At 62.8% G+C, this 16,198-nt stretch carries 16 protein-coding genes; 11 read left to right on the top strand and 5 right to left on the bottom strand.

The annotated features are described in order from the left end of the window. Nucleotides 1-744 (top strand): protein-methionine-sulfoxide reductase heme-binding subunit MsrQ, encoded by a 744-nt coding sequence (locus tag AC2VLV_RS07055; protein WP_486989299.1) that lies wholly within the window; start codon nucleotides 1-3, stop codon nucleotides 742-744. Here AC2VLV_RS07055 and lysA read toward each other — a convergent pair. Beyond that, on the bottom strand, nucleotides 717-2,009 hold the full coding sequence (lysA, locus tag AC2VLV_RS07050) for a diaminopimelate decarboxylase (protein WP_486989298.1): 1,293 nt from the start codon (nucleotides 2,007-2,009) through the stop codon (nucleotides 717-719). The genes AC2VLV_RS07055 and lysA overlap by 28 nt on opposite strands. 81 nt (nucleotides 2,010-2,090) lie before the next feature. After that, nucleotides 2,091-2,249 (bottom strand): LPS translocon maturation chaperone LptM, encoded by a 159-nt coding sequence (gene lptM / locus AC2VLV_RS07045; protein ID WP_081440382.1) that lies wholly within the window; start codon nucleotides 2,247-2,249, stop codon nucleotides 2,091-2,093. 25 nt (nucleotides 2,250-2,274) lie between these two features. Between lptM and cyaY the strand changes: the two genes are divergently transcribed. Continuing rightward, entirely contained in the window at nucleotides 2,275-2,601 is a 327-nt protein-coding gene (cyaY, locus tag AC2VLV_RS07040; RefSeq protein ID WP_486989297.1) for an iron donor protein CyaY, read from the top strand. A 12-nt stretch (nucleotides 2,602-2,613) separates the two neighbouring features. Here cyaY and AC2VLV_RS07035 read toward each other — a convergent pair whose 3' ends face one another. After that, complete coding sequence (locus tag AC2VLV_RS07035; protein WP_486989296.1) at nucleotides 2,614-4,983, bottom strand: penicillin-binding protein 1A; 2,370 nt, start codon at nucleotides 4,981-4,983, stop codon at nucleotides 2,614-2,616. 399 nt (nucleotides 4,984-5,382) lie between these two features. Here AC2VLV_RS07035 and AC2VLV_RS07030 point away from each other — a divergent pair, with 399 nt between their 5' ends. The 9 genes from AC2VLV_RS07030 to AC2VLV_RS06990 all read left to right on the top strand — a co-directional run bounded on the left by AC2VLV_RS07030 (nucleotide 5,383) and on the right by AC2VLV_RS06990 (nucleotide 14,077). Beyond that, nucleotides 5,383-6,462, top strand: a complete 1,080-nt coding sequence (locus AC2VLV_RS07030) for a pilus assembly protein PilM (RefSeq protein WP_486989295.1) — start codon at nucleotides 5,383-5,385, stop codon at nucleotides 6,460-6,462. A gap of 19 nt (nucleotides 6,463-6,481) precedes the next feature. Beyond that, complete coding sequence (locus tag AC2VLV_RS07025; RefSeq protein ID WP_486989294.1) at nucleotides 6,482-7,114, top strand: PilN domain-containing protein; 633 nt, start codon at nucleotides 6,482-6,484, stop codon at nucleotides 7,112-7,114. Nucleotides 7,115-7,124: 10 nt separating this feature from the next. Further along, nucleotides 7,125-7,808 carry a type IV pilus inner membrane component PilO gene (locus AC2VLV_RS07020; protein WP_486989293.1) on the top strand — a complete coding sequence of 228 codons (684 nt, stop codon included), beginning with the start codon at nucleotides 7,125-7,127 and terminating at the stop codon, nucleotides 7,806-7,808. Then, nucleotides 7,805-8,377 carry a pilus assembly protein PilP gene (locus AC2VLV_RS07015; protein ID WP_486989292.1) on the top strand — a complete coding sequence of 191 codons (573 nt, stop codon included), beginning with the start codon at nucleotides 7,805-7,807 and terminating at the stop codon, nucleotides 8,375-8,377. The genes AC2VLV_RS07020 and AC2VLV_RS07015 overlap by 4 nt, the downstream gene beginning before the upstream one ends. Continuing rightward, entirely contained in the window at nucleotides 8,374-10,629 is a 2,256-nt protein-coding gene (locus AC2VLV_RS07010) for a type IV pilus secretin PilQ (RefSeq protein ID WP_486989311.1), read from the top strand. The genes AC2VLV_RS07015 and AC2VLV_RS07010 overlap by 4 nt, the downstream gene beginning before the upstream one ends. Nucleotides 10,630-10,648: 19 nt before the next feature. Continuing rightward, nucleotides 10,649-11,152, top strand: coding sequence for a hypothetical protein (locus tag AC2VLV_RS07005; RefSeq protein WP_486989291.1), 504 nt, complete (start codon nucleotides 10,649-10,651; stop codon nucleotides 11,150-11,152). Between the two features lie 45 nt (nucleotides 11,153-11,197). Next, the gene (locus AC2VLV_RS07000) at nucleotides 11,198-11,710 is read left to right on the top strand and encodes a shikimate kinase (protein WP_486989290.1); all 513 of its coding nucleotides are present in this window, start codon (nucleotides 11,198-11,200) and stop codon (nucleotides 11,708-11,710) included. A gap of 118 nt (nucleotides 11,711-11,828) precedes the next feature. After that, a complete protein-coding gene (aroB, locus tag AC2VLV_RS06995; protein WP_486989289.1) occupies nucleotides 11,829-12,941 on the top strand; it encodes a 3-dehydroquinate synthase in 1,113 nt (370 codons plus the stop codon). Then, the gene (locus AC2VLV_RS06990; protein WP_486989288.1) at nucleotides 12,938-14,077 is read left to right on the top strand and encodes a deoxyguanosinetriphosphate triphosphohydrolase; all 1,140 of its coding nucleotides are present in this window, start codon (nucleotides 12,938-12,940) and stop codon (nucleotides 14,075-14,077) included. Before aroB ends, AC2VLV_RS06990 begins: the two co-directional genes overlap by 4 nt. 73 nt (nucleotides 14,078-14,150) lie before the next feature. On the opposite strand, the gene AC2VLV_RS06985 is transcribed toward AC2VLV_RS06990, so the two are convergent. Next, nucleotides 14,151-15,497 carry a TolC family protein gene (locus AC2VLV_RS06985; protein ID WP_486989287.1) on the bottom strand — a complete coding sequence of 449 codons (1,347 nt, stop codon included), beginning with the start codon at nucleotides 15,495-15,497 and terminating at the stop codon, nucleotides 14,151-14,153. Then, a partial coding sequence (locus AC2VLV_RS06980) for an efflux RND transporter permease subunit (RefSeq protein ID WP_486989286.1) occupies nucleotides 15,497-16,198 on the bottom strand: 702 nt, incomplete at its 5' end. The genes AC2VLV_RS06980 and AC2VLV_RS06985, both read right to left, overlap by 1 nt.

Here is a 16,198-nt window from a genome sequence, read left to right as displayed (position 1 = left end):
ATGACTACCGCGTCGTCGTTATCTCTGCCGCGCCGGGTCTTGCGCAGCCGGGCGGTCAAGCCGCTGTTGTTCGTGCTGTGCCTGCTGCCTTTCGCCGGTTTGTTCTGGCGTGGCTGGACCAACGATCTGGGGCCCAACCCGGAACAGACCGTGATCTGGACCACCGGCCTTTGGGCGCTGCGATTGCTGCTGATCACCCTGTCGGTCACGCCCTTGCGCAAGCTCACCGGATGGGCCGAGCTGGCGCGCTTTCGGCGGATGTTCGGCTTGTTCGTGTTTTTCTACGCGCTGCTGCACGTCACCGCGTGGCTGGGGCTGGTTAACGGCTTCAGCGTTGACATGGCCTTGCGCGATGTGGTCAAACATCCCTTTGTGCTCGCCGGAATGACCGCCTTATTGCTGATGACCCCGCTGGCGCTGACCTCCACCAACGGCATGATCAAGCGTCTCGGCGCCCGCCGCTGGCAGGCCTTGCACCGTCTCGTTTACGTGGTCGGCGTGGTGGCGGTGTTTCACTTCTGGTGGGGCAAGCTGGCGAAGAACAATACCGCCAGTCCCACGGTCTATGCGTTGATTCTCGCGCTACTGCTGGGGCTGCGGCTGTGGTGGGCGTGGCGGGCGGCGCAGGCTCGCCGCGCTCAACTACACCGTACAAGAACCAGCGACGATCAGAGCAACAGTCCGGCCGGAAAACAGGTCGTCAATCAGATCGGCAATCAGGGCAAGAGCCGTTCGCTGGCGTAGAGTTGTTCGGGCGTTTCGCGCGGGCGAATCAGCGTGGTGGTGGCGCCGTCGACCATCACTTCGGCAGGTCGGCCGCGGCTGTTGTAGTTGGACGCCATCACCATGCCGTAGGCGCCGCTCGACAAAATGGCCAGCAGGTCGCCTTCCTCCAGCGCCAGCGCGCGGTCGCGCGCCAGCCAGTCGGCCGATTCGCACACCGGGCCGACGATGTCGTATTTCAAGGCGTTGCCTTCCCGTTGCTCGGCGGGGACGACGGCCTGCTCGGCCGAGTAAAGCGCGGGGCGGATCTGATCGTTCATGCCGGCATCGACCACGGCAAAGTGCTTGACCGGGGTGGATTTGAGAAACAGGGTGCGCGTGAGCAGCACACCGGCATTACCGACGATGGAGCGACCGGGCTCGATCACGACGGTGCGATGACCGAAACCGCGCGCGGAGATGCGCGCCAGCAGCGGGCTCAGCCATTCCTGCGGCGTCGGCGGGGTTTCGTCGGTATAGCGGATACCCAGACCGCCGCCGAGATCGATGTGCTCGATTTTCGCGCCCTTGCGCTCCATCTGCTCCACCAGATCGAGCACCTTGTCCAGCGCGTCCAGGTAGGGTTCGACGGTCGTGATCTGCGAGCCGATGTGGCAGGCGATGCCCACCAGTTGCACTTGCTCGAACTGCGCAGTCTGCAGCGCAAGTTGCGTGGCCTGATCTTGCGAGATGCCGAATTTGTTGGTTTTCAGGCCCGTGGAAATATAGGGATGCGTACCGGCGTCGACGTCCGGGTTGACGCGCAGCGCCACACGCGCCACTTTGCCCGCGGCCCGTGCAACCCGGTTGAGCACGGCCAACTCGCTGGGCGACTCGACGTTGAAGCACTCCACGCCGACATCGAGCGCAAACCGCATGTCGTCTGCCGACTTGCCCACGCCGGAAAACACCACCTTGCCCGCTTCGCCCCCCGCAGCCAATACCCGTTTGAGTTCGCCCGCCGAAACGATGTCGAAGCCCCAGCCCAGGCGCGCGAGCAGCTGCAGCACCGCCAGGTTGGAGTTCGCCTTTACCGCGTAACGCAGGGCGACGTGCACCGGGCTGGCCTGCGCCGCCTCGCTATAGCGTTGCGCCGCCTCTTCGATCGAGGCGCGCGAGTAGACATAGGTCGGGGTGCCAAATTCAGCCGCCACGGCGGAGGCGGTGACATCCTCGATTTTCAAGGTCGAGCCGACATAGGCGATGTGGGGATGCCCAGGCAGGGCAGGAAGGAGCAAAGTCTTCATCAGGGCGTCCGAAAAAGGGCGGCAAACAAACGTGGCAAGCAATTGCAGCAAAACGAGGCAGCAAACCGAGGCGGCCAACGCTCAGCGCGGCGCGGCAGAGGCTGAATGCGCCGGGGCCGGCGTGGGCAGGTACAAGGGGCCGGTCTGACCGCAGCCACCCAGCAAAACAACCACCCCCAGCGCGGCCATCAGGCGTAGCAGGGGGCGCAGGTGATGCGGTCGATTAAGCTGTCTATCCATCGAAAATCAGTGTATCAGCCGCCCTATGTCCGACATGCTCGACGACACCCGTTATCTGCAGATTGCCGAACAGGCCATGGCCGCCATCGAAGCGGCCGCCGATGCCGCCGATCTCGACTCCAAACGCGACGGCTCCGTGCTGCGGCTGGAGCTCGACAGCGGAGATCAGGTCATCATCAACCTGCAGCAGCCCACGCATCAGGTCTGGCTCGCCTCGCGTGCGGGGGCGCATCACTACGTGTGGAGCGGCAGCCATTGGTGCGACACCCGCACCGGCGAAACGTTGGGCGCGGCACTGCACCGGGTCATGCAGACCTTGGACGCGCCGCCTCTCGACTTGCCCACGCTGTAAGCCCGTTCGCCGTCAATTGCCTTTGAACAGGTCGAGGATGGAGTCGCGCTCTTGCGGCGTGACCTCGGGCGGCGGCAGGGGGGCGTCCAGCCCGAGGCCGGGAACTCCGCCGCCATTGGCGAAGTTGCTGTACACCGGCTCGCCATTCTCCACCACGATGCCCGGCGGTTGCGCATAGCTGGCAACCGGCACGTTCTGCAAAGCCGTCTGCATGTAGCGAATCCAGATCGGCAGGGCGAGCGCGCCGCCGGTTTCCTTGTTGCCCAGTTTCTTCGGCGTGTCGTAGCCTACCCAGGCCACGCCCACCAAGCTGGGCTGGAAGCCGCAGAACCAGGCGTCGAGAAAGTCGTTGGTCGTGCCCGTCTTGCCGTAAAGGTCGGGGCGCTTGAGCGTCGCCTGCGCCCGCGCCGCCGTGCCCGAGCGCGTGACCTCCTGCAGCAGACTGTCCATGACATAGGCGTTGCGCGGCGAAATCACGCGCAGTTTTTCGTCGCCCGCTTGCTGCGGCCGGTCCTGAAACAGCACCTGCCCTTGGGAGTCGGTGATCTTGCTGATCAAAAAAGGTTTGAGCAGATAGCCGCCGTTGGCAAACACGCTGTACGCACGCGCCATCTGCAAGGGCGTGACCGTACCCGCGCCCAGCGCCAGGGTGAGGTAAGGCGGCTGGCGGCTGGCCTCGAAGCCAAATCGGGTGCTCCAGGTTTGCGCGAACTTCGGGCCGATGTCGTCGAGCACGCGGATGGCCACCATATTTTTCGACTGCGCCACGGCACGCCGCAGGCTGACCGGCCCTTCGTATTTGCCGTCATAATTTTTCGGCTCCCACGATTCGCCGCCTGTCTGCGCCGCGGAGAAAAACATCGGCGCGTCGTTGACCACGGTGAGCGGAGTGATGCCTTTTTCCAGTGCGGCCGAGTAGATGAAAGGTTTGAAACTCGATCCCGGTTGCCGCCAGGCCTGGGTGGCGTGATTGAACTTGTTGCGTGCGAAGTCCAGGCCGCCCACCATCGCCACGATGGCGCCATTGTTCGGGTTCATCGACACGAAGGCCGACTGCACCTGCGGCAGTTGGGTGATGACCCATTGCCCTGGCCCATCCTCCGCCAGCCACACCACCGCACCGGCGCGCAGCTTGGTGGCGGGCTGCGCCTTGGCCGAAAGACCGAGCGCGCGCACCTGCCGCAACCCCGCGCCAGTGACGGTCACGATCTGTTCCGCCTCGGTCATCACTTTCACTTCGGCGGGCTTTGCGCTGAGCACCACGCTGCACACCATGCCGTCGGCCCCGAGGCGGTCGGCGCAGGCCTGTTCGATCGCACCGGGAATGGCGTCCACCGCATCGGGCAGATCGATGAAGGCGTCGGGCCCGCGATACGGCTGGCGTAACTCGTAAGACAGCACGCCGCTCTGCACCGAGCGCCACGCCGCCAGCTGATCGCGCAAGCGTATGGTCGTGTAAACGTTCAATCCCCGCGTGTAGGCGGCTTCGTGATAACGGTCGAACACCATCTGACGCACCGTCTCCGTGATGTAGCCCGCATGCACGTTGTTCTCTGTCTGCGCGGTGCGCAGCGCCAGCGGCTCGTCCCGCGCCTGTTGCGCCTGCGTCGGAGTGATCCAGCGCAATTGCTGCAAGCGCGCGATCACATGCAGCTGGCGTTGCCGCGCACGCTGCGGGTTGCTGATAGGGTTGTAAGCCGAGGGCGCTTTGGGCAGGCCTGCCAGCATCGCCATCTGCGCCAGGGAAAGCTGGTCCAGCGGTTTGGCGAAATAAGCCTGCGCGGCCGCCGCAAAACCGTAGGCCTTGCGGCCGAGGAAAATCTGATTCATGTAAAGCTGCAGAATCTGGTCCTTGCTCATCTGCTGCTCGATCTTCAGCGCCAGCAGCACCTCGAACAACTTGCGGGTGAAGGTCTTTTCGCGCGACAGATAAAAATTGCGCGCCACCTGCATGGTGATGGTCGAGGCGCCCTGACTGCGCGACCGCTCCAGATTCGCCAGCAGCGCGCGAGCCACTCCCGGCCAATCGATGCCGCCATGCTGATAGAAACGGTCGTCTTCGGTGGCCAGCACCGCTTTTTTCATCAGATCGGGAATCTGCCCAATGGGCGTGAACACCCTGCGCTCCTCGCCGAACTCGCCCAACAGCACGTTGTCCGCCGAATACACCCGCAGCGGCAACTGGGGTTGATAGTTCTGTAATTCCGAGATATCGGGCAGTCGCGGCCAGCTGAACGCCAGCACCAGCCCAACGACCAGCGCGGCGGCGATCAGCAGCCCCACGACCGTGACCACCAGGCCGATCAGGGCGCGCAGCCACCAAGGAGAGCGAGCGCGCGGGCGCGGCGTCGGAGAGGGCGAGGCGGTAGAGGAAGAACTCATCGAGGCGGGCGGACGCGAGGTTCCGCAGGAGGCTTACGCGGCTTGCGCGCAGTGAAGAAAGAGGCAGCCGCACGATCCACGAGCAAACGAGCGGAGAGGGCGGAAAGAAAATTTTGTTGCAAATTATAAAAATCCCCGCCGTTGTGCCGTAAGAAATCACAAGTGTTCACCCGCATGGCCGTCGTGGGAGTTTTGCAACGTTTTTCTGCTGGGCCGGGGTTTACACGTTAGTACATCAAGGACTTGTTGGTAGGATCGAAGAAAAAATCTGAGTTCGTAGCGCAAACAAACCGTGGTGTAGGTGTTGATACACAAACGGGGGCTGGCACGCATTTCGGTGCGCCAAAAGCTGGCCTGCGAGCTTGCGCACAATGTTGCAAATAAATCGGGGGGTCTTCAGTGGCCACATTTGGCAGTCTGTTTCGCAAGCGCCACGCGCCAATGATCGGGCTGGATATCAGCAGTTCCAGCGTCAAGCTCGTCGAGCTCGATATGGATGACCGCGGCCAGTACACCTTGTTGCGCGCCGCCATGGAGCCTCTCGAGAAGGGTTCCGTGGTCGATGGCAACATCGAGAAGCTCGACGATGTGGTCGAAGCTGTGCGCAAGGTCGTCCGTAAAAGCGGCACCAAGGCCAAGCAAGTTGCCATGGCCTTGCCGCCGTCCGCCGTCATCACTAAAAAGATTGTTCTTCCGGGTGAGCTGCGCGAAGAAGAAATCGAAGTGCAGGTCGAGAGCGAAGCCAATCAGTACATTCCGTTCGCTATCGATGAAGTGGCGCTCGATTTCAGCATCCTCGGCCCCAGCAGCACCTCCCCTGGCGACCAGGAGGTGCTCATCGCCGCCTCACGGCGCGAAAAGGTGGATGATCGCCGCGGCATTGCCGAGGCTGCCGGGCTCAAGCCCGTCGTGATGGATATTGAGGCCTTCGCCTCGCGTCTGGCCGCGCAACGTCTGATTGAGCGTCTGCCCCGCGCCGGGCTCGACTTGCTCGTGGCGCTGTTCGAGGTGGGTGCAAGTTCCACCAGTCTGCAGATTCTGCGCAACGGTGAAACCCTCTACGACCGCGATCAGGCCTTCGGTGGCGCGCAGCTCACCCAGATGATTGCCCGCACCTACGGTTTTTCGCTCGAGGAAGCCGAGGCCAAGAAACGCGCCGCCGACTTGCCAGACGACTACGCCACGCAGGTGCTGGCGCCCTATATGGACAGTCTCACGCAGGAAATCGCGCGGGCGCTGCAGTTCTTCTATCGCGCCACGCCGTTTGGCCGGGTCGACTACATCCTGCTGGCCGGCGGCTCGTCGGCCTTGCCCGGTCTGGCGGAAAAAATTACCGCAACGGCTTCGGTGGCCTGCATGGTCATCAACCCGTTCGAGGGCATGGCGGTTGCCGAATCCGTGCGCGAAAAGAAGCTGCGCAGTCAGGCGCCTTCCTATCTGACCTGCTGCGGCTTGGCGATGCGGCGTTTCCTGCAATGACGCAGCAACGGGATCTGTCATGAATATCGTGTTGATCAATCTGCTTCCCCACCGGGATGCCAAGCGCAAAAAACGGCGCGAGGCCTTCTACGCGGGAGTTTTTGCCTCCATTTTGGTGGGCGGGCTGGTGCTGGCGCTCGGCTATACCGTGCTGAGTGAAATGATCACCCAGCAACAAAGCCGCAACGACTTCCTGAAGGCGGAAAACGCCAAACTCGACAACCAGATCAAGGACATCGCCTCGCTCAAGGCCGAGATCGAAGCGCTGCGGGCGCGCCAAGAGGCGGTTGAGGGTCTGCAGGCCGACCGCAACCTGCCGGTGCACCTGTTCGACGATCTGACCAAAGACACGCCGACCGGGGTTCAGCTCTCGCAGATTCGCCAGGACGGGGCGACTGTGCTTATTCAGGGCGTCGCGCTCAGCCAAGAGCGTGTGGCCGATTTTCTGCGCAACCTGAGCCGCCCCGATGGCTGGCTCGAAAAGCCTGAATTGATCGAGATCCGCTCGCAGATTGCTCCCGCTTCGGCGGGTAATGTGGCGCGCGTCGTGGCGCAGTTCCAGTTGCGCGCCACCCTCAAGCGGCCTACGCCGGCGGGTGCCGCCTCGGGTGCTGCTTCTGGCGCTGCGCCAATGGCCAAGAATCCTTCGTGAGGCGACACTGATGGCGACCTCCAAACTCTCAAAAATCGACCTGAACGGAGCGTTTCAGGACATTTCGGCACAGTTTCGCGGGCTCAACCCCAACGATCCGGGCGCTTGGCCGGCCTGGCCGCGCAACACCGTCTATGCCGCTGCCTTTTTGCTGACCCTGGGGCTGGGCTGGTATGCCTGGCTGTCGGGCACGCGTGACGAACTCACTTCGGCCCAGCAGCAGGAAGTCACCCTGCGTCAGGAATACAAGAGCAAACTCGAACAGGCCGTCAGCCTCGATCTGCTCAAGGCGCAGAAAGCCCAGGTGCAGCAATACGTGGCCCTGCTGGAAAAACAACTGCCGAGCAAGGCTGAAATGGACGCCCTGCTTTCCGACATCAACCAGGCGGGTATTGGTCGCGGCTTGCAATTCCAGTTGTTCAAACCGGGTCAGGTGGATGTGAAACCCTACTACGCTGAACTGCCGATTTCGATCAAGCTCGATGGCGGCTATACCGATCTGGCGGGTTTCGCCACCGATATCGCCAAGCTCTCGCGCATCGTGACCCTCAACAACATCAGCCTGACGGCCAATGCGGGCAAGACCGGCGCCCCGATGGTCATGGACGCCACGGCCAAGACCTTCCGCTATCTGGACGCCGATGAAATCGCCGCCCAGGCCAAGCAGGCGAAAAAACCGGGAGGGGCGAAATGAGTCTGCACCACTTTGGCTCATGTCAGCATTTTCGGCACTTTCGTTTGCCGCTGATTTCGGCAGCCCTGTTGTCAGCGGCCCTCCTGTCGGGCTGCGGCCAGCAGCATGAAGATCTGCGCGAGTGGATGGCGCAACAGCGCGCCAGCATGCACCCGCGCATCAAGCCCATCGAGCCGCCCAAGCCTTTCATTCCTGCCGTTTACGACCCGACGATCGGCACCGATCCGTTCTCCACGACCAAACTCGAAGTGGGTGTGCGGCAGGAGGTGCAGCAGCTCAATCCGCTGCTGCAGGCCGAGCTGGCCCGTCCCAAGCAACCGCTTGAGGCGTATTCACTCGACCAGATTCAAATGGTGGGCAGCGTGAAGATCAAAGGGCAGCAATATGCCCTGCTCAAGGCGGGCAACCTGTTGTACCGGGCGCATGTCGGCGAGTATGCCGGCCAGCACTTCGGAAAGATCATCAAAATCACTGATAGCGAAGTCGATTTGAGGGAGCTGGTGCAAGACGCCACAGGCGATTGGGTCGAGCACCCGGCAACCCTTCAATTGCAGGAGAGCACACAATGAAGACGCCTTTCAAACGGCCGCTTTTTAACCGATACATTGGGGTCACGCTGTTGACCGTTGCGGCCGTATTTGGGGTTGGGGCCGTTCCGGCTTACGCCGCCAACAACGCGATCCAGAACGTCACCGCCAGTCGGCAGGGCACGGAAACCGTGGTGCAGGTCAATCTGGCGCAGCCTCTGGGCGCAGCTCCCAATGGCTTCGTGATCGACCAGCCGGCTCGCATCGTGCTCGATTTCCCCGGGGTTGATTCGGCGCTCAATAGTCAGACCGTCAACTTCGAGCAGGGCAATCTGCGTTCGGTCAACGTGGTGCAGGCTCAGGGCCGCACCCGCATGGTGCTCAACCTGCGCCAGTCTGCCACCTACAAAACCCAGTTGGAAGGCAATCGCCTGCTCGTGCTGCTCAATACCACGCACGAACAAGCGGCCGCGACTTCTGCCGCCACAGGGGCCCCGCAAGCCCAGACCGTGCATTTCGCTGACAACCTCAACACTCAGCAGCTTGCGCTGCGGGCCATCAACTTCAAGCGCAGCACCGATGGCGCAGGCCGCGTGGTGGTGGGCCTGCCCAACAATCAGGTGGGTGTGGATATTCACCAGCAAGGCCAGAATATCGTCGTCGACTTCCTTAAGACCTCGCTGCCTGCCGACCTGCGCCGCCGTCTCGACGTCACCGACTTCGCCACCCCTGTCACCTCCATCACCACCTTCCAGATGGGCGACAAGGTGCGCATGGTCATTCAGCCCAACGGCGACTACGAGCAAAGCGCCTACCAGGCTGACGACCAGTTCGTCGTCGAATTGCGCCGCACCCAGCCCAACCCGAATGCGCTGGTGCAAGGCAACGGCCCCGGCTTCCACGGCCAAAAGCTCTCGCTCAACTTCCAGAACATCGACGTGCGCTCGCTGCTGCAAGTGTTCGCCGACTTCACGCACCTGAACGTGGTGGTCAGTGATTCCGTCACCGGCAACCTCACCCTGCGTCTGAAGGACGTGCCTTGGGATCAGGCGCTGCAAGTCATCCTTCGTGCCAAGGGCTTGGGCGAACGCAAGGAAGGCAATGTGCTGTGGATCGCGCCGCGCGACGAAATTCTCGCCCGTGAAAAGGCCGATCTCGAGGCGAAAAAATCGCTCAGCGCCCTGGAGCCGGTGAAGTCAGAGACCTTCCAGCTCAACTACCAGAAAGCCGCTACCGTGGTCGCCATGCTGACGGGCGCCGCTGGTGGAGCAGAGTCTGGCGGCGCAGCAACCCCGTCGCCCGTGCTGTTGCCCGGCCTGTCCAGTTCCGCAGCACCTACCTCGCGCATCCTTTCGCCGCGCGGTACGGTGCTGGCTGACCCCCGCACCAACCAGATTTTCGTCACTGACATTCCCTCCAAGCTGGAAGAAGTTGCCCAACTCATCGCCAAGATCGACAAACCCGTGCGTCAGGTCATGATCGAAGCGCGCATTGTGGAAGCCAGCGATCAGTTTGGACGCAGTCTTGGGGTGAAGCTGGGTTTTCTGGATGCTCGCGGCATTCAGGGGGGCGTACCAGGCTATGGCAGCGGCAACAACCGTGTCGCTGTGACTGGCGATTACCTTGGTGTGGCCAACCAGACGAATCAACCGGGCTCGTCTGCGGCCACGCTTGCGGACTCGCAGTTTGTCAATCTTCCCGCGTTTGGCCTAGCAGGCAGTCTACTAGCCGGTGCAAGCCCAAGTTCCCTAGGCATCAGCCTGTTCAACGCAGCCGCCAACCGTTTCATCAACCTTGAGCTTTCGGCCATGGAAGCGGATGGCAAGGGCAAGATCATTTCTTCCCCGCGGGTCATCACAGCCGATTTGAGCAAGGCCACCATTGAGCAAGGGACTGAAATTCCTTATCAACAGGCCACTTCCAGCGGCGCGACCGCAGTGACTTTCAAGAAGGCTGTTTTGAGCCTGGATGTCACCCCGCAAATCACCCCGGATGGTAATGTGATTATGAACGTGGAAATACATAAGGACAGTCCGGGGGCATCAACTGCAGGCGTTCCGTCTATTAACACCAATACGCTAACCACCCAAGTTCAAGTGGAAAATGGTGGAACCGTAGTTTTGGGTGGCATTTATACCTCGCAAGAGCAAAACCAAACAGACAAAGTGCCGCTTTTGGGGGATATTCCGGTATTGGGTAATCTATTCAAAAATAATAGCAAGATGTATAATAAAAACGAATTAATGGTTTTTCTGACGCCAAAAATCGTAACAAATGCAGATTTGTCCCAGTAAAAAATCTATTGAGGTGACTATGAAAGTAATTCGTTGGCAATCTTTGTTCTTGGTGATTGCTATTGCTGGCGCGGGCGTCCTAGCTTCATGCGGAGGTGGAAGTGGTAGCGCTGGCACTCCTTTGCTCGGTGCGAATTTGCCCTTGCAAAGTAGTATTTCATTGAACCCGAGTGGAACCCAAGTGCCATCAGATACTCCAGTTACCGTTACCTACCATCTAAAAGATAAGTACGGTGATGGCGTGCCGAATGAGTTGGTTCTTTTTGCTATCGGAGGTACGGGCTCCGGTACGTACCAGTGTTTTGATATGCAAAACGTCGAGAATCCTGGATGCGCATCGACAACGGACGGCTCCGGCAATGCTTCAATCATTTTGAAGGCTAGTGTCACTACGGCTGTTTCTATTCAAGTAACTGCAGCTTTAGTGCCCAGTGGTAGTGTTACTCCCCCGATTTCAGTGGCTTCAGCCGTTGCCGCGCCCAATTCAACACAAGCATCATTTACCTATGTCCCTAAGTCGTGATGTGTATTGAATACTAGGTCAAAAAATATTTATCTCATCGGCCTCATGGGCGCTGGAAAAACCACCGTCGGCCGCACGCTCGCACAACGAGTCGGCCTTCGGTTCATCGACAGCGACCATGAGATTGAGCGTGAGCAGGGCTGCACGATTGCAGCTCTTTTTTCTCGGCTGGGCGAGGCGGGGTTTCGTGACATCGAAGCGCGCGCCATTGACGCGCTGACGCAGCGTGAGGGCATTGTTCTCGCCACCGGAGGCGGTGCTGTGCTGCGGCCGGAAAACCGCAAGGCGCTGCACGAACGGGGCACGGTGGTCTATCTGCGCGCCAGCCCGGACGATCTTGCGCATCGCTTGCGCAACGACCGCCATCGACCTTTGCTGCAGCAAGGCGATGCGCGGGCCAAGCTGCATGAATTGTTTCGTGTGCGCGATCCTTTGTATCGGGAGACGGCGCATTTCGTGATGGACACGGGGCGCCCTTCTCCGGCCTTGCTGACCAATATGGTGCAGATGCAGCTTGAACTCGCCGGGGTGTTACCGGCGGCAGATCGGCGCGATTGAGCGCACAGGCGTGCAAACGCTGGCCCGGCAGGGGGATTCCTCGGCGCCTGACCGCACTTTGATGCTGCTTTGATGCGGCTTTCTACAATCGGATCATGGCTCAGAACAGGATGCTCACATGACCACGGTTCGTATCGCGCTCGACACCCGCGCGTATGACATTCGCATCGCCAGCGGCTTGCTGGGTGCGCCCGACACTTTCGCTGCGGTTTCGTCGCCCAAGGGCACGGCGCTAATTGTGACCAACACCACGGTGGCCCCGCTTTATGCAGCGCGGCTGGAGCAAAGTCTGCAGCCGCATTTCGCGCGGGTGCTGCACTGCACTCTGCCCGATGGCGAGGAATACAAAACTTGGGAGACGCTCAACCAGATCTTCACCGATCTGCTGCGCCACCAGTGCGACCGCAAGACCACGCTGTTCGCGCTGGGCGGCGGGGTGATTGGTGACATGACGGGCTTTGCCGCCGCCAGTTATATGCGGGGCGTGCCTTTCGTGCAGGTGCCCACCACGCTGCTGGCGCAGGTGGATTCTTCGGTGGGCGGGAAGACCGCGATCAACCATCCGCTGGGCAAGAACATGATCGGCGCGTTCTATCAGCCCCGGCTGGTGGTGGCCGATCTGTCCACCTTGCACACACTGCCGCAGCGCGAACTGTCGGCAGGTTTGGCGGAGGTCATCAAGCATGCGGCGATTGCCGATGTGGATTTTCTCGACTGGCTGGAAGCGCATATCGACGCGCTCAGGGCGCAGGACGATGCCGCCCTGGCCGAGGCCGTGGCGCGCTGCTGCCGCATCAAGGCGCAGGTGGTGGCGCAGGACGAAACCGAGGCCGGGCTGCGCGCCATTCTCAATTTCGGCCATACCTTCGGCCATGCCATCGAAGGCGGAATGGGCTATGGCAAATGGCTGCATGGCGAGGCGGTGGGCGCGGGCATGGTGCTGGCGGCTGACCTGTCGGTGCGTCTGGGTCTGCTCGCCCCCGCAGAGGCCGAGCGGCTGGCGCGGCTGATCGCCCGCGCCGGTCTGCCCGTTCGCGCGCCCGACCTGGGCGCTGAGCGCTGGGCCGAGTGGATGCAGGTGGACAAGAAGACCGAGGGCGGCGAAGTGCGTTTTGTGCTGCTCAACGGGCTGGGGCGCCCGGTGCTGCGCGCTGCGCCCATGGCGGAAGCGCAGGCCAGCATAGCCGCGCATCTGCAGCCGGTGCCGCCGCAAGCCGTGCCCTCGGCATGACGCTTGCCGCCTACGCCTGCAGCGACGCCACCTCTCGCGGGCGTGAACATGCGGAACCGCCGCCGCTGGATCGCACCGGCTATCAGCGAGACCGCGACCGCATCATCCACAGCTCGGCCTTTCGGCGGCTGGAATACAAGACGCAGGTGTTTCTCAACCACGAGGGCGATCTGTTCCGCACCCGCCTGACGCACAGTCTGGAAGTCGCGCAAATCGCCCGCTCTCTCGCCCGGGCGCTGCGCCTGAACGAAGATCTCACCGAGGCGCTGGCCCTGGCGCACGATCTGGGACACACGCCTTTCGGCCATGCCGGGCAGGATGCGTTGGGCGCCTGCATGCGAAAACATGCTCCCCACGGTGGCGGTTTCGAGCACAACCTGCAATCGCTGCGCGTGGTCACCACGCTGGAAGAGCGCTACGCCGCCTTCAACGGCCTGAACCTCAGTTTCGAGACCCGCGAGGGCGTGCTCAAACATTGCTCGCGGCGCAACGCCGAACATCTGGGCGAGATTGGCGCGCGCTTTCTGCAGGGCGGCCAACCCAGTCTGGAAGCGCAGATCACCAATCTGGCCGACGCCATTGCCTACAACAATCACGACATCGACGACGGCCTGCGCGCCGGGCTGATCGACCTGGAGGAGTTGCAGACCGTGCCGTTCTTTGCCGGGCACCTCGACGCTGTGCAGCGGGCCTACCCGGCCGTGCAGGGGCGGCGGCGCGTGGCCGAAACCATCCGCCGCATGATCTCGGCGCTCATTGCCGACCTGGTGGCCGAAACGGCGCAGCGCATCCGTCAGTCGGGCGTCGATTCGCCCGACGCGGTGCGCGCCGCGCCGCCACTGGCGGCCTTCAGCGCGCCGGTGCAAGAGCAGTTGCAGCAGCTCCAGCAGCTTCTGCTGCACCGCCTCTACCGGCACCCCGACGTGCTGCGCAACACCACCAAGGCGCAGCGATTGCTTACCGAATTGTTTGAGGCCTATCACGCCGATACGCGTCTGCTGCCGCGCGCCTACCAGCGGGAGGACGTTGCCCGACAGCCCCGCGCCATCGCCGACTATCTGGCCGGCATGACCGACCGCTACGCCATCCGCGAGCACCAGCGCCTGTTTTCCATGCGCGACTGGCCGGTGTATTGAGCCCACAACGCCCATCAGGCGGGGCTTTGTCCCTACAGGTTTGGTGGCGCGCGGTTTGGGGCACATCCATCGTCTACGGCGTCAGTTCGTAAAGCAAGCCGGTTTGCAGCTTGAGCTGCGCGCTGGAGGTCGCCGCATCGAAGCGCGATTGCAGCACCAGCCGCGTGGACTCCAGCGCGCTGCGCCGGGCGAGCAGCCAGTCTGACAGACCCGCTTCGCCCAATTGATAGGCGCGCAACATGCGGTTGCTGGCCTGGGTTTGCACCTGCGCGGCTTGCTCGGTGGCTTTCACCGCGCCAAGCTGAGCTTGCGCGTTGGCATAGAGGCGCTGGAATTCCGCCTCGGTCTGCGACTGCAGATCGCGCAGCCGCCATTGCGCGGCGTCCGCTTCCGCCAGCGCGGCACGCTCTTGCGACACGCGCGCCGGGCCGCCAAACGGCATGGCGAACTGCAGGCCGACGATGCGCTCGCTGCCCCCGCGGTCCGAGCCGATGTAAGCGCCCACGGTGGGTTGCGGCATGCGTGCGGCCTGCGCCTGCGCGGCCATCGCCTGCGCCTTCTGCAGCGCGGCACGCTGCTCGGCCAGCAACGGGCTGGCTTGCGCCGCCTGCGCGCTGAGTTGCTCGGCAGACAGGCTGGGCAGTTCCAGCATGCTGGCATCGGCTTGTCCCTGCAAGCTGCCGTTCTGCGCGAGCAGGGGATAGCGCGCGAACAAGGCGGCGCGGCTGCTGGCCGCCATGCCCTGCGCGAGCAGCAGGGTTGATTGCGCCCGGGCCTGCTCGGCTTGCATCTGCTCCAGTTCCAGCACGCTGGCGTCGCCAAGGGACTGGCGGCGTTGCAGCGCCTTGACCTGAGCGTCGATCAAGTCGAGATCCTGCTGCGCCAGCACGGCTTCGGCCTGCGCGCGCTGGGCGGAAAACCAGGCGGTCAGCAAGGCGCCGAGAAACTGCTGGCGCGCCGCCACCAGTGCGGCTTGCGCCGAGGTCTGCAACGCCTCGGCCATGCGGCCATCCGCCTGCGCCTGCGACGGCAGACGCAACTGGCGGTTGATGAGCAACTGCCATTCGTTGTAGCGCCCGCTGTCGGGCAAAGACTCGATGCGGCGTTGCTGCACCTGCGCCTGGCCGGTGAACTCGTTCGTTCCGGCGCGCAGCACTGCGCCGTTTTGCGCGGCAGCCTGCTGCATGGACTGCGCTTCGCGCAACGCCGGGGTGGCGGTCAGGAGTTGATCGACCGTGGCGGCTTGCGGCAGACTGGGGCTGGGCAGGTCGCTCAGCGCGGGCAGGGCGATCTGCAAGGGCGGCGCGGCGGCTGCCTTCGCGGGTTGAGACTCTGCTGACCAGCTTGGTGCGGCGGTCAGCGCAAGCGCCAGGGCCGCAGCCAGCGCCCGCAGGGCTTGAGGTTTGGATATGGGGTTCATCAGACGTTCTCCGTCGATTGGGCCGCAGCCTCGGCTGCGCGCTCTTTGCGCGGCAGGCCGAAGCGGGCAAACATCAGGGGCAGCAGCACCAGGGTCAGGGCGGTGGAACTCACCAGCCCGCCGACCACGACCACGGCCAGGGGCTTCTGAATTTCCGAGCCCGGCCCGGTGGCCGACAGCAGGGGGATGAGGCTGAACGCGGTGATGGTGGCGGTCATCATCACCGGCCGCAGTCGGCGCATGGCGCCATCGCGCACGGCCTGCGCCAACGGAAGCCCGCGCTGCAGCAGCTCGTTGAAGTGACTGACCAGCACCACGCCGTTGAGCACCGCAATGCCCAGCAACGCGATGAAGCCCACCGAGGCCGGCACCGACAGGTATTGCCCGCTGGCCCACAGCGCAATCACTCCGCCGACGAGAGCGAACGGAATGTTGGCGAACACCAGCACCGACTGCCGCACCGAGCCGAACGTGGTCATCAGCAGCACGAAAATCAGCGCCAGCGCCACCGGCACCACCAGCCCAAGCCGGGCAGCGGCGCGTTGCTGGTTCTCGAACTGTCCGCCCCACTCCAGCCGGACGCCTTCCGGCAGCTTGATCTTGTCGGCCACGGCCTTCTTGGCGTCATCGACATAGCTCACCAGATCGCGTCCGCTCACATTGGCCTGCACCGAGGCGAAGCGGCTGCCGTCTTCATGCGC

The organism is Thiomonas sp. TH-17, from assembly GCF_057473305.1.
Note: the sequence above shows the minus strand (reverse complement) of the source record. Positions and strands in the feature narration are given on the sequence as shown.

Bases quoted from the DNA above. Each gene is read 5' to 3' on its own strand.
- AC2VLV_RS06985 (WP_486989287.1), bottom strand. From the start codon at position 15,497: ATGAACCCCATATCCAAACCTCAAGCCCTGCGGGCGCTGGCTGCGGCC.
- AC2VLV_RS07005 (WP_486989291.1), top strand. From the start codon at position 10,649: ATGAAAGTAATTCGTTGGCAATCTTTGTTCTTGGTGATTGCTATTGCT.
- lysA (WP_486989298.1), bottom strand. From the start codon at position 2,009: ATGAAGACTTTGCTCCTTCCTGCCCTGCCTGGGCATCCCCACATCGCC.
- AC2VLV_RS07020 (WP_486989293.1), top strand. From the start codon at position 7,125: ATGGCGACCTCCAAACTCTCAAAAATCGACCTGAACGGAGCGTTTCAG.
- AC2VLV_RS07015 (WP_486989292.1), top strand. From the start codon at position 7,805: ATGAGTCTGCACCACTTTGGCTCATGTCAGCATTTTCGGCACTTTCGT.
- AC2VLV_RS07025 (WP_486989294.1), top strand. From the start codon at position 6,482: ATGAATATCGTGTTGATCAATCTGCTTCCCCACCGGGATGCCAAGCGC.
- lptM (WP_081440382.1), bottom strand. From the start codon at position 2,249: ATGGATAGACAGCTTAATCGACCGCATCACCTGCGCCCCCTGCTACGC.
- AC2VLV_RS06990 (WP_486989288.1), top strand. From the start codon at position 12,938: ATGACGCTTGCCGCCTACGCCTGCAGCGACGCCACCTCTCGCGGGCGT.
- AC2VLV_RS07055 (WP_486989299.1), top strand. From the start codon at position 1: ATGACTACCGCGTCGTCGTTATCTCTGCCGCGCCGGGTCTTGCGCAGC.
- cyaY (WP_486989297.1), top strand. From the start codon at position 2,275: ATGTCCGACATGCTCGACGACACCCGTTATCTGCAGATTGCCGAACAG.
- aroB (WP_486989289.1), top strand. From the start codon at position 11,829: ATGACCACGGTTCGTATCGCGCTCGACACCCGCGCGTATGACATTCGC.
- AC2VLV_RS07000 (WP_486989290.1), top strand. From the start codon at position 11,198: ATGGGCGCTGGAAAAACCACCGTCGGCCGCACGCTCGCACAACGAGTC.
- AC2VLV_RS07010 (WP_486989311.1), top strand. From the start codon at position 8,374: ATGAAGACGCCTTTCAAACGGCCGCTTTTTAACCGATACATTGGGGTC.
- AC2VLV_RS07035 (WP_486989296.1), bottom strand. From the start codon at position 4,983: ATGAGTTCTTCCTCTACCGCCTCGCCCTCTCCGACGCCGCGCCCGCGC.